Annotated in this window: 9 protein-coding genes and 2 pseudogenes; 3 read left to right on the top strand and 8 right to left on the bottom strand. The window is 68.1% G+C overall.

The window, feature by feature from the left end; translation table 11 throughout:
- Positions 1-54 precede the first annotated feature (54 nt).
- From ACFY4A_RS00675 to ACFY4A_RS00665, 3 genes are all read right to left on the bottom strand, one after another.
- Positions 55-840, bottom strand: a complete 786-nt coding sequence (locus ACFY4A_RS00675; protein ID WP_390827230.1) for a TIGR03936 family radical SAM-associated protein — start codon at positions 838-840, stop codon at positions 55-57.
- 139 nt (positions 841-979) lie between these two features.
- The gene (locus tag ACFY4A_RS00670) at positions 980-2,071 is read right to left on the bottom strand and encodes a hypothetical protein (RefSeq protein ID WP_390827229.1); all 1,092 of its coding nucleotides are present in this window, start codon (positions 2,069-2,071) and stop codon (positions 980-982) included.
- A gap of 675 nt (positions 2,072-2,746) precedes the next feature.
- Positions 2,747-4,057 carry a hypothetical protein gene (locus tag ACFY4A_RS00665; RefSeq protein WP_390827228.1) on the bottom strand — a complete coding sequence of 437 codons (1,311 nt, stop codon included), beginning with the start codon at positions 4,055-4,057 and terminating at the stop codon, positions 2,747-2,749.
- A 532-nt stretch (positions 4,058-4,589) separates the two neighbouring features.
- On the opposite strand from ACFY4A_RS00665, the gene ACFY4A_RS00660 reads away from it, so the two are divergent.
- A complete protein-coding gene (locus ACFY4A_RS00660; protein ID WP_390827227.1) occupies positions 4,590-4,835 on the top strand; it encodes a DUF5958 family protein in 246 nt (81 codons plus the stop codon).
- Here the strand turns inward: ACFY4A_RS00660 and ACFY4A_RS00655 are convergent.
- The 4 genes from ACFY4A_RS00655 to ACFY4A_RS00640 all read right to left on the bottom strand — a co-directional run bounded on the left by ACFY4A_RS00655 (position 4,807) and on the right by ACFY4A_RS00640 (position 8,880).
- On the bottom strand, positions 4,807-5,565 hold the full coding sequence (locus ACFY4A_RS00655; RefSeq protein WP_390827226.1) for a DUF2182 domain-containing protein: 759 nt from the start codon (positions 5,563-5,565) through the stop codon (positions 4,807-4,809). The genes ACFY4A_RS00660 and ACFY4A_RS00655 overlap by 29 nt on opposite strands.
- Complete coding sequence (locus ACFY4A_RS00650) at positions 5,562-6,176, bottom strand: DUF1326 domain-containing protein (protein ID WP_390827225.1); 615 nt, start codon at positions 6,174-6,176, stop codon at positions 5,562-5,564. Before ACFY4A_RS00650 ends, ACFY4A_RS00655 begins: the two co-directional genes overlap by 4 nt.
- A gap of 629 nt (positions 6,177-6,805) precedes the next feature.
- Positions 6,806-8,086 (bottom strand): threonine/serine exporter family protein, encoded by a 1,281-nt coding sequence (locus ACFY4A_RS00645; RefSeq protein ID WP_390827224.1) that lies wholly within the window; start codon positions 8,084-8,086, stop codon positions 6,806-6,808.
- Between the two features lie 221 nt (positions 8,087-8,307).
- Positions 8,308-8,880 (bottom strand): NADPH-dependent FMN reductase, encoded by a 573-nt coding sequence (locus ACFY4A_RS00640; RefSeq protein ID WP_055703566.1) that lies wholly within the window; start codon positions 8,878-8,880, stop codon positions 8,308-8,310.
- 196 nt (positions 8,881-9,076) lie between these two features.
- Between ACFY4A_RS00640 and ACFY4A_RS00635 the strand changes: the two are divergent.
- Positions 9,077-9,235: pseudogene (locus tag ACFY4A_RS00635) on the top strand (transposase family protein); the annotation flags it as partial.
- A gap of 138 nt (positions 9,236-9,373) precedes the next feature.
- Here the strand turns inward: ACFY4A_RS00635 and ACFY4A_RS00630 are convergent.
- Positions 9,374-9,874 (bottom strand): annotated as a pseudogene (locus tag ACFY4A_RS00630) (trimeric intracellular cation channel family protein); the annotation flags it as partial.
- 904 nt (positions 9,875-10,778) lie between these two features.
- On the opposite strand from ACFY4A_RS00630, the gene ACFY4A_RS00625 reads away from it, so the two are divergent.
- A complete protein-coding gene (locus ACFY4A_RS00625) occupies positions 10,779-12,341 on the top strand; it encodes a recombinase family protein (protein WP_390827612.1) in 1,563 nt (520 codons plus the stop codon).
- Positions 12,342-12,397: the final 56 nt, after the last annotated feature.

The following is a 12,397-nucleotide window of genomic DNA, read 5'->3' as shown; positions in this document are numbered from 1 at the left end:
GGCTCCCAAGTACGAGGGCGGCGCTTCGACGTCCGTCCCGGTGCGGAACCGTCCCTACGCAGGCGCCTTCGCGGCGGCAGGGACGGCGGCCCCCACTGAATCGGCCGGGGCGGCCGGGTCTGCCTCGCGGTCGGGCGCGAGCGGGTCGGTCACCGTGCCGGTCTCTTCATCGAGCAGCCCCTGCGCCAGCCTGGTCACCGCTGCGGGGACCGGCGGCGCCAGGTCGGCCACGGCGCGGAGACCGGACAGGACGTCGTCGGGTCGTACGGCAGGCGTCACGTGCCGAACAACCAGCCGCAGTATCGCACAAGGCTGGTCGGTCGGCCCATCGGCCGCCGAACCATGCGTTTGAACACTCTCCAGGTCCACCACCGCGGACCTGGCATCGAAGGTGCGCACGCCGTTCTTGGTCAGGCGCTGCACTTCCACGGTCTCGGCCTCCTTGAAGGCCGCGACCGCTCGTTCGGCCTGGGCCGGGTCGACGCCGTCCAGCCGCAGCTCCCACACGGAAGCGGCCAGCCGGTCGGCGAGCCCCGCCGTACGGGCCTCGACCGCCTCGACGACGTCCAGCCCGGAGGGCAACGACTCGTCGAGAAGCTCACGCAGACGCTCCGGGTCACGGGGCGCGGTGAGCGCGATCTCCAGGTACTCCGCCTCACTGCCCGTGCCGGTGGGTGCGGCATTGGCGTAGGAGACCTTCGGGTGCGGCGTGAACCCCGCCGAGTACGCCATCGGCACCTCGGCACGGCGCAGCGCACGCTCGAAGGCGCGCTGGAAGTCACGGTGGCTGGTGAACCGGAGGCGGCCACGCTTGGTGTAGCGCAGTCGGATGCGCTGCACCGCAGGTGCGGGCGGCGGGCCTTCGGGCTGTCGCTTGCCCAGTGGAACTTCTCCTCGTGTACGGCGGACGGTCCGTGGCGCCACCCCGCGTCGGCGGAGAGCGTCCGGGCGACACCTTCCCGGTGCCGTCCCGTCCGGATCACCCCCGCGTCGGCGGGGAGACTTCGCGCCCGGTCCTTGTCTCTAGAGTACGCGTCTCGGCCGCCACAGGTTCCCGACGGGCCACCGGCCGGGGTTCCCCGAGGAGCGCCCGGCGCAGGTCGGTGCCGGTCTGCCGGGCGATGCCGCGTGCCGCGGCGAACGCCTGCCGGGTGGCACGGCCCACCTGGCGCGCGGCCCGCGCCGCGGGGCGCAGTACGGCCTCCCGGACGGCGTGCCCGACCGGCGTGAGCACCCGGCGGTACGCCCAGCGCACCGGCTCCACGACGAGCCACCGCAGAACGGTCCCCAGGAACCGCCCGACGGCGAGGGAGATCCGCCCGGCCACCCGCCAGGCGTGCCCGAGGGCGTCCGCCACCTCCCGCCCGACGACGGCCAGAGCGCGACCGACGGGGACGAGCACCCACCGCCACAGCCCCCTCCCACACCAGACGAGCGCACGGCCGACCGGCGTGAGCACCCATCGCCACACCGCGAGCGCGGGCAGGACGAACAGGACACGGCAGGTCCAGCACAAAGCCACACCGACCCCGGCGGCCACCGCCGTGAGGACCCGCCACAGCCCCCTCCCACACCAGACGAGCGCACGGCCGACCGGTGTGAGGATCCACGTCCAGCACCACGTGGCGGGGGCCACGAGGAGCCACCGCACGAGCCAGGCCGCGCCCGCGAGCACTGCCGCTCCCACGGCGGCGAGCACGAGGCCGAGCCTCCTGAGCAGCCACTCCGCCGCGTGCCCGATCGGCGTGAGCACGCGCGCGTACACCCACGCCAGCAGGTCCCCGGCTCTCCGCGCGAACCACACGAGCGCGCGCCCGATCGGCGTCAGCAGCCACCGGTACGCCCATACGAGTGGTACGACGACCAGTACGCGCCCGAGCCACGTCAGCGCCCGGCCGAGCGGTCGCAGCACGGTGTCGCGCAGGAACCGCCCGCCGACGACGAGCGCGTCCCACGCCACGCGCACCGGCACGACCAGAACCAGCACGACGATCCGCACAGGCATGCGGACCGCCACCACGAGGCACCCCTCGGGCGGCCGCTCCCCGGTCCCCCGCTTCTCCAGATCCATACCGGAGAGGACGCAGCGGCACCCCCGCCGGATCCACGAGGTGTACACATCACTCGTCAGGAAGCCGCAGGAGCCGGACCCCGGCTCCCCACTCACCGCACACGACAACGGAGCGGCCGAACCACCCGCTCCGCGCCTCGGATCACTTGTGAATCGTCGCGCAGGCCTTGGTCCCCGGGTAATTGTGCCGATACCCGCAGATCCTGCTGCCGCCCGCCGCCGAAAGCCCCCAGGTGGTTCCGACCGTCTTCTTTCGACCCGCGCGGCACTGACGGTCTGACTCATATAACCGCCCGACCCGTCAGTGAAGTTGATGTGGCGTAATCAGTCCAGGCCCGGTTGTTCGACTGGACGAGCCCATCCCGAACACGACGACGGCCTGCACAACCCCAACGGGGACGCACAGGCCGTCGTCACGCGGGCCCCGGATTCACCAACAGCGTCCCGTTCGGGAGGGGGCTTACTCGATCCGGTGGAAGGGCCGCCGCTGACCGGCCGTCAGCGGCGGCAGCCGTTCAGGAACCGCTCCTGCCCTGAGCCTCGGCCTCGGCCATCGCTTTGGCGTCGGACTCGGCCACCGCGATGGCGAAGCCGAGCGCCTCGGTGATGTGCCCCCCACAAGAAGCCGCTGCGCTTCGAGGCGGGGCAGTGCAACTGCCGGCAGTACGTGAAACCTCAGCCGCTGTCGCAGGTGTACGCCGACGAACTGACCGGCCGCGCCTGACCGTCCGGCCGGGGCCGCTGCCCCGGAAGTACCCGCCTGACAGACCCCGCGCCGGGAACCCGTGCGACCGGATCCTGCTCGGCCGACGGGCCGGCGGAACCGGTCGGCCCGCGTCGGCTGCGGAGGGTGCGCTGCGGCCACCACAGGACGTACAGGGCGGAACCGACCGCGAAGGCCAGCCGGATCAGGCCCCGCGCGGAGTCGGAGGGGATCAGCAGGGTGCTGCCGTAGAGGGAGATCAGGGCGATCCAGCTCACCCAGGGCACCAGCCGCCGCTGACCGATCGAGTCCCAGATCAGCGTGCCGAGCAGGACCGAGGCGTTGTAGTACGTGTACACGCTTGGGTCCAGCACGATCCGCGCATCGGCGGCCAGCAGCACCACGGCGGCCCAGCGGTGCCTGCGCACCGCGAGCGCGCCCAGGGCCATGCCGAGGGTCATCTGCGCGGGGCGATCCCACCAGGGGGTGCCCGGGTCGTTCACGCCGAACCAGCGCAGGGCGGAGGCCGGCTGGTTGGGGATGGTGAAGTGCGCCGCAGCGAAGGTGTCCAGATGGGTCAAGTAGAACGGCAGCCAGGCGGCGGCCACCAGCCCGACCACCCAGGCGCCCGCCCTCAGCCGTACTGGCCGGGGCAGCGCCAGCAGCAGCGGCAGGAAGCCCACAGCCCAGGGCTTGGAATCAACGGCCAGGGCCAGCAGGACCCCGACGGCGGTGGCGTTGCCGCGCACCAGCGCGCGCACGGCGAGGGTGGTGAAGAACAGCGCCAGCACGTCGTCGAGATGCGCGAAACGCACCGCGACCTCCACCCACATGGGGATGAAGGCGGCCCCGGCGACCAGTACGCGCTGCTGGAGGCGCCGGTGGTTCAGTCCGGTCCCCCGGTAGTGGTCGGCGGCGGTGCGACCGACCAGGACCAGCATGTACAGCCCGAGGCCCGACATGAACGCGTCCGCCAGCTTCTCGCCCACGGCCTCGGGGAACGGCGTGAACAGGCCGGCGACCACGAAACTGACCGGGCCGATCTGCAGTTCGGGGTGGTTGGCGTACAGTGCGAGGCCGCCGCCCGGAATCTCACCGAACAGCAGCTCCTCACCGGTTCTCAGATAGTGCCAGGACACGGCGCCGTGGCGATCGGCCACGACGAACCAGAGGGCCGTCCACACAGTCAGCAGAGCGGTGTGCCACCTCACCGGATGCCGTCCGAGCCGGCCGATCCGCACCCCGGTCCTGGGCGCGCCTGCCGCCGTACCCGCGTTCCGCACGTTCCGTCCTCCCTCCAGACGCCGCGGCGAGCGAGCCTCTGTCGCGAATCGGCGGCAGCATAACGGCACAGTTTCCAGATTGCGCAAATATGAAGTGACGTGTGGGCGGTGGGCGGATGGAAATCCACGCAGGAGCGTCACATCGGCGGAGCCGCCCTGCTGGGCTCGGCACGGATCAGGGAGAGGACACCTCGCGCGCTGCGCGTAGACCGGCTCATCCTGCTCGGACTGGGTGAGCTGGCTATCGCCGCGGCCCGGCCGGAGCTTCGGGCCGCGTGCGGGGAGCGGAGCGACCCGCCTGTCATATAACGTCCGTCAGTTTTAGTCGGGGCTGGGGACTGGGCAACACCTGCCGCAAGCCCGAACCGCTGAGCAGCACCGGGCCCCCTCCCTGACAGGGAAGGGACTCGACCGGCACAACTCGCGCGCTTGGACCCACTCCACCTCGGAGACGATCCGCGAGGCCTCTCCACGACCCAGTCCGTGCGAGATCTAGAGCTGTGCTGAGCGAGCTTGCGCAGGGAGTCGTCCCATGGCGCAAGGCGTCGAGTGGTTCGCCGGCCTCGCTGCGGTCGAGCAACGCTCAGCCCTGCGGGAGCTGGCGCAGTTCTGCACGCAAGCACACGCCGCGGCGGAAGACGCCAACGATGCCATCGCATGCTTCAGGACGCGCCCGGACCTACACACCGGCTGGTCAACGTCTACTTCGCCCCAACGGCGGCGAACCCCCGCCACGGGCGCGGCATTCGTCACATGCCGATCACACCGCCATCGGTGAGACCCGGAGCCAGGGCCGGGACCCAGAACACGGCGACGGCCAGAGCGATCGAGGCGACACCCACGGCACGGGCCACCAGGCGGCCGGCCGGAGCGAGCTTCTCAGCGGTGATCACGACGGCCAGTACCACCATGGCCCACAGGTTCATCAGACCGAACGCCGTCAAGAGCAGCATGAGCGGCCAGCAGCAGCCCAGGCAGAAGGCACCGTGGTGGGCTCCGGCACGCAGGTCGCGAGAGGGCCCTGGGTACGAGGCGTAGCGAAGCATCAGCCCGATCGGCGAGCGGCACCTCGCCAGACAGCGGTCTTTGAGGGGCGTGAGCTGGTAGACGCCACTGACCGCGAACACGGCCGCGGCCACTGCGGTCCCTGCCGCGGCGGGGAGGGTCGCCGCCCGGCCCAGGCCCACGGCCAGCGCGTACGCCGGCAGCCCGGCCGTGGCCCAGACGAGCAGGTAGGCAACAGTGAAAGCGACCATGCGCCTCGACCGGCGCACGGTGATGGTGCGTGCATACAGCGCAGCGACGGGCGCCGTGGAGGGCAGCATCATCGCGGCCGTCATCAGCGTCCACACGACCAGGAAAGCGGTCAGTCCCAGGCCCATGGTGGCGGTCGTCGCCTGCATACCGCCCCAGCGCGTCACCACCCAGCTCCAGGCGATGGCCGCAGCGACCAGCAGAAGCCCGGCAGGGCACGCCCTGCGGCGGCCGGTGACCGGTCCATCGGTCATGCGGACCACATGAAGGGCGCTGAGTGTCCGTTGCCGCCGGTGAAGTCCCAGGACCGGCCGTACACGCCGGCGCCCGTCGCCCGGATGGACCGGGCGATCGTCAGCGTGCTGTTCGCAGGGTGGAACATGCCGGTCAGGCCCATCACCGGACCGTCCTCGCCGAACTGCGGGGCGACCTGGTCCTCGATCTCGATGTCGATGGCGTCGCCCACCCGCGCAGCGTGGCGGCGGCCGTCGTCGCGGTAGTCGATGGGGACGCGCTCCACGCCGAGAGCCTCGCCGATGAGCGGAGTGAGCGCCGCCATCGGCCCACCGGCCTGGCCGGAGAAGACCTTGCCCAGCGCCTCCGCCTGACTGTCGTCGGCCGAAACATCGACGTAGAGCGCGACCTGCCAGCTGCCCTCGGCCATCACCCGGGGTGCGTCGATGAAGACGGCGACGCTGCGGTCGGAGACGTCCACGCCGTCCACGGTCCCGCTGTCCACGTGGAACGCGAAGGTCACCTGGCAGCGCTCGTGGTCGGCCGGAGCGGTGAGGCCCGAGGTGGTGCAGGGGCACACCACGTCGCAGTTGCAGCTCTCCAGGTACGTGCCGCTCAGATTCCAGGGCATTCTTCCTCCCTGTTTCGCGTCCCCCTCGACGATTTGGATACCTCAGGAGGGTCCATCTCACCCCGAAGTCCCTTTTTCCAGGCTATTCCCGACATCCCTCGTCGCGCAGATCCACTGCCGGTGCAACTCACCAGGAGTACGGGGTCGTGGGCACCAGCGCCCCCCATTGCTGTGCGCACGGCACGGGGGCCGGCCGGGTTGGAGTAGGGCGGAGGACAGTCGCAGGCCGGACGGGGGCCAGGCCGCGCGTGAGGAGCGCAACGAGCCACTTTGACGAGGCAGAGGAGGTTGCAGCTCAGCCGCGTTGAAGGCCTCCACAGTGCCAGGCCCGCGCACTCACACGCCACCGCACACCAACGAGCCCCCTTCCATCAGCTTGAGAGGGGGCTCGGGGCCGTGCAGACGCGCAGAGACTTGGAACCACCCTCAGACCCACTCCACCTCGGAGACGGTATGCAGAGCACTTGAGGTCGTGGAGGTTCCGGCGCCCCGGGCCGGCCACCGTCGATTTTCGCGGTCGAGTCGGTGCCGACGACGACCGGTGAAACGGTCGCACGGCTGGCCAGGACGCAGGCGCCACTGTCCACGGTCTAGCCATGAGTTGCCGTGGGCGGTGCGGCGAAACCTGGTCAGGGCGATCGCTGGGACGTCGAGGAGGCATGGGGAGGTGTGGGCCGCGTTGTGGTGCGGGAATGCGTGAGTGCCATGCCGACGACCAGTCCGATGGCGATAGCGGTGACGATCGTGATGAGTTTCTGCAGGTCCTGGAAGCCTTCGATGACATAGCCCCCGGCCAGGGTGGTCAGGCCGCGCAGGCCCAGCGAGCCGACGGTGAGGGCGAAGAAGCCAGGAAGGATGAGGATCAATCGAGGTGGGCAGGCGGGGTTGCGGTCCAGCAGATTGGCTGCGGCGGCCAGCACCACGGCAGCGACGAATGTGCCCCCGGTCTCCCGGATCAGCTTGGTGAACAGTGACTGCACCCCGACGGTGGCGTAAACCAGCACGAGGAGAGTCCCGAAGAAGCGGTGGGGAATTGCGAAGGCCAGGACCGTGCCAGCGGTGAAGGCGATCCCGCCCAGGATCAGTGCCCACTTGGGTAGGTCGGCTCTGGCGGCGGTGTCGAAGAGGGCGTTGAGGGGGGTACCGGTGACGAATATGCCCATCAGGACGCCAAGGTAGAGCTGAACGAGCAGGAATATGGAGTAGACGAGCCGGATCGCGCCGGTGGTGATGAGGCCGACAGCCAGCTCGGTGGTCGATGCGCTCAGGAAGTCACCCGGAACGAAATAGAACAGCGCCGGGAGCATCAACAGGACCGGGCCGCCGTGTGCCGGATCGCCGGCAAACGCTTCGATGGTGACGACGGAGACGACGGCCGAGACCACCAGGGGGAGAATTTTGGACAGTCGCGGCGCATGAACGGCGGCGACCACGAGTGCCGCGGCGATCGCGCCCAGGACGGCTGTGGTGGTGATCTCGTACCAGGTGGGCTGGACCAGCGGGGCGAAGCCCAGGGAGAACAGCAGGACGCCGAGGAACTTAAGCCACCAGGGGTACGGCGGCGGTGCGGCTTCGATGCGTGCCAGCCTGCGGTTGGCCTCGGCTACCCCGAGCTGGCCCGTCTTTACGTCGGCCAGGAAGGGCTTGAGTGCCGCGGCTTGATCGAGCCGGAACACCTCCGGGAAGCCGTGCACACAGACGGTGCGCATCCGGCCGTCGGCCGCGACGATCGAGAGCACGGCCGCTTCGGGCACGAGGACTACGGACGCCTGGCCTCCGAAGGCCTGAGCGCTGGTGCCCACAGCTCGCTCGATGGAGTAAGCGCCCTCAGCGGAAGAACGCAGCAGCAAGGCGGTGAGGCGGGCCAGGAAGGCGGTCAGATCGTCCAGGTCGGCGGCCGCATGCCCCATGTCCGCCTCCTTTGCCGGCGCCGGGAAGACCAGGGCGCAAGGCGCGAAAGGCGTCGTAGTCCCTTACGGCTTCAATCGATAGTTTTTTCTTCGTTATCCAGAACGACTACTACACGTTTCATGGGATACAGGTAGAAGCGCTCTTCGTTTATCCGTGGCCGACCCGCATGAACCTTTCGTGTTGCCTCTTACTGATCGTAACGAATACAAATCTACAAGCCTCAGGGTTTTCGCGGGAGCACCGTAAGAACCCGGACAACGTGATCCCGGAATTCCTCCATGAAATCTCGGAGGAAACGTTCCGTATGCTCGTCGACGACTTCACCGTTGCTGGTGAAAACATCGGGCTTGAATCTGACATAGGCCTCCGGTGCATTCATTTGCGGCGAGTCGCAGAAGCTTAGGACACCGCGCAGACTCTGCTGGGCGAGGGCAGTGCCGAGGGCACCCGGCGACGCTCCGATCACAGCGGAGGGTTTGTGCGCGAATGAGTTGCTCCCCCAGGGGCGACTGGCCCAGTCGATGGCGTTTTTGAGGGCGCCCGGAATCGATCGGTTGTACTCGGGGGTCACAAATAGGAGGGCGTCTGCGGAGGCGATGGCATCCTTGAGCGCCTTACCCTCGGCAGGATAGTCGCTGTCGTAGTCGTAACTATAGAGGGGAAGATCTTTGATCGGAATCTCAAAGAATTCCAAATCAGCCGGGGCCAGCCGAATCAGAGCCTTCGAGAGCGTCCGATTGATGGAGTGAGTCGCCAGACTTCCCACGAAGTAGCCGACCCGGTACGTCGTCATCTTTTCCTCGATTCAATGCGCGTATTACGTTCGTTCGTATCGCCCGCTCGGACGGGCGGGGAGTTGTGCAAGGAACGAAACCACAGTCGGGAGCGGAGCGCGTGCTGACAGGTCCGTCTAAGTGACTGCGTGCGTCCACCGTGGCCCGCCCGCATTCTTCGGCGCCGGCACAGCGTTTGATGCCGGTGGTCACCCAGGGGCCACCGGCATCAAACGCAGGCCCCTTCAAGAACTCACCCTCACGGAGAAGAACGTCAACCGGGCCCTGGCGGCGGCACGGGCACCGGTCGAACGCGGCGTCGCACGCCTGAAGTCCTGGCGGATCTTCCGCCGATCCCGCTGCAGCCCCAACCGCCCAGTGGAACGCGGCCAGCCGCAGCGAGACGCCAACCGTGATTCCGGCCAGGACGCCTACGGTGGGTGCGCCGAACCGGCTGCACACCACCATCACCGCGCTCACCACGATCGCGACGGTCGCGTACAACGGCGTGCCGCCGAAGACGGAAGGGGTCCGCGCGAGCAGCAGGTCCCGGATCGCCCCGCCGCCCACCGCTGTGATGGTCCCCAGCAGCACGGCTGGCAGCCAGCCCAGGCCGACAGCGAGCGTCTTCTGCGCCCCGGCGACCGCCCAGACGCTCAGCGCCGAGGCATCCAGGAGGTTGAAGGCCCAACCGGACGTGTGGCGGCTCAGATCGGCTACGAAAGCCAGCAGGGTACCGGCAGTGGCGACCGTGAGATAGGTGTAGTCGGTTAAGGCCACGGGCGTGCCGTGCTGCAACAGGGTGTCGCGGAGGATTCCACCGCCCAGGCCGGAGACGATGCCGATGACCAGGAAGCCGAACAGATCCAGACGACTGGCCCGGGCCAGCACCCCGCCGAGCGTGCCGTTGGCGAACACCCCGCTCAGGTCCAGCGCCCGGGTCAGCTCGGTCACGCTCTCAGGCGACAACGACCGGGCCACAGACACCAGCGTCTCCCTTCGCACTTCCGCCATCGAAGCAGCCAAAGGCGCTACGTGCCCGCCGGGCATGGCATGCGAGGCAGCTTCTCCAACCACTGGCCAGCCGGACTGCGACTGTGGCGTCCGCTCACAGGTCAGGTGCCGTATGGGTGAGGAGATCGACTGAGCAGGTCACCCCCGAGCAGGGAGTGGTCGGTTTCAACGAGCGGCCATCATTTCCACACCAGGCACCCAGACGGCCCAACGGATCGAGTGGGATTCCAGCCGGCCCCTCAAACGAGCGCATCCGCACCAGCTACGGACTGACCGTGCAGGGCGGCATGCGGGTCACGTTCGAGGGACCGCCCCGGTGCCATCGCCGACTGCGAGGATGACCGCCTGCGAATTCTCCACGACGGCGGCCGGTATCCGATCTTCTGCTTGGCTCCTCAACCTTGCCGAGCTTGGCCAGCTTCAGCAACCCGCCAACGAGACCTCCTACGCGCTGTTGCCGGGCAGCTCGGCGGAGGTTCGCGGAGCCACGCAGTCACGCACAAGCTGGTACGGACCTCAAACCCACTCCACCTCCAAGACCATCCGCGAGGCGCTCCTTGGGCTCGGCAGCGGAGTACGGGAGGGCGCCAACGGCGCCGACGAGCGAGGGACCGAAGCGCCGGCCGCAGCCAGCGCAGCCGCCACCTCCTCCTCGCTCACCCCCGCCAGCGCGTCCATCACCCGATCGAGCGCCTCGCTCACGTCAGTGCGCGTGACCACTCGCAGCTGGCGTCGGACCAGCGTTCTTGACCGTCAGAGGAAGCAACTTCTTGCCGGTCGGGCCGATTTGTATGGCGGTGTCCATCTGCGGGCGTATGGACACACGGTCAAAACCAGCTCTACGGTCGCAGACATGGGGACACGTACACGGAAGCGCACAGCAGCCGACCAGAGGCAGTACTCAGTGAAGGCCGAGTGGACTGACGCAGATCTCGCACTTCTGGAGGACCTGAAGGCAGCTGAGGCCCTACTGCCCGAGGACGCTCCTCGGGCTCTCTTATCCGTCCGCCTGTCTGTACTGACGGACGAAACCACGTCGCCGGTGCGGCAGGAGCTAGACCTCCGCATCCTGGCAAGGGAGCGAGGCTGTCGTGTCGTCGGCGTCGCTTCAGACCTGAACGTGTCGGCAACGAAGGTTCCGCCATGGAAGAGGAAGGAACTCGGGGACTGGTTGAACAACCGCTCCCCAGAGTTCGATGAGCTCTTGTTCTGGAAGCTCGACCGCTTCGTGCGCCGCCTCTCTGATCTCTCGACGATGATCGAGTGGAGCCTGAAACGCGGGAAGAACCTCGTCTCGAAGAACGACAGCCTTGATCTCACAACGACCGCCGGGAAGATCATGGTCACGATCATTGGCGGTATCGCCGAGATCGAAGCAGCCAACACTTCCACTCGAGTCACCAGCCTGTGGGACTACGCGAAGACCCAGGAAGAATGGATCATCGGCAAGCCGACGTACGGCTACGTTACGGGTGAGGACCACTCGGGGAAGCCCGTCCTCGTCATAGACCCCGATGCCCACAAGGCACTGCACTGGGCTCGACGCATGGCACTCCGAGGACGCTCCGCGCGGTTCATGGTGCGCTGCCTGAAGCGGTCCGGGCTCATGAGCCAGGGGCTCACCGTGGCAACGCTCCACCGCCGCCTCCGTAACCCTGCGCTTCTGGGCTACCGAGTAGAGGAGGACAAACAGGGAGGGCAACGGCGCTCGAAAGCGATCCTCGGCAAGGACGGCAGGCCGATCAAGGTTGCTCCCCCGATCTTCACAGAAGAGGAGTTCGAGACCCTCGGCGCCGCTCTCGACAAGCGCAAGAAGAACCAGCCACCGCGCCGTGTCGGCGGAGCGACTCAGTTCCTCGGCGTGCTCTTGTGCGCCGACTGCAAGACGAACATGACCGTAAAGATCACGAACAACAAGTTCGGGATCTACCACTACCTTCGGTGCCGCAACTGCAAGAGCGGCGGACTCGGCGCACCCAACCCTGACCAGGTCTACGGGCGTCTCGTGGAGGACGTGCTCAAGGTCCTCGGCGACTTCCCGGTGCAGGTTCGCCAGTACGCCGAGGGTGCCGAGGTACGGCGGGAGATCAAGCGCCTTCAGGAGTCCATCGCTCTCTATATGAAGGAGCTCGAACCAGGGGGCCGGTACACGAAGACCCGATTCACGAAGGAGCAAGCAGAGGCGACGCTCGACAAACTCATCGGGGAGTTGGAAGCCATCGACCCCGAGACGGCGAAGGACCGTTGGGTCAACGTTCACGGCGGTAAGACCTTCCGCGAGCACTGGCAGGAAGGCGGCATGGAAGCCATGGCCGCAGACCTGTACCGAGTCGGCGTCCGGTGCGAGGTCACCCGCACGAAGGTGCCGAAGGTGCGAGCGCCGAAGGTGCACCTCCGCCTGCTGATCCCGAGGGACGTACGCGAGCGGCTCGTGATCCGAGAGGACGACTTCGCAGAAGCCTTCTGACACAGCACAGGCGACGTACGAGTGCAGCCGCCTTCCCGAGGCACACGGGGAGGCGG

The organism is Streptomyces sp. NPDC001292, assembly GCF_042896465.1.
Taxonomy (GTDB): domain Bacteria; phylum Actinomycetota; class Actinomycetes; order Streptomycetales; family Streptomycetaceae; genus Streptomyces.
Note: the sequence above shows the minus strand (reverse complement) of the source record. Positions and strands in the feature narration are given on the sequence as shown.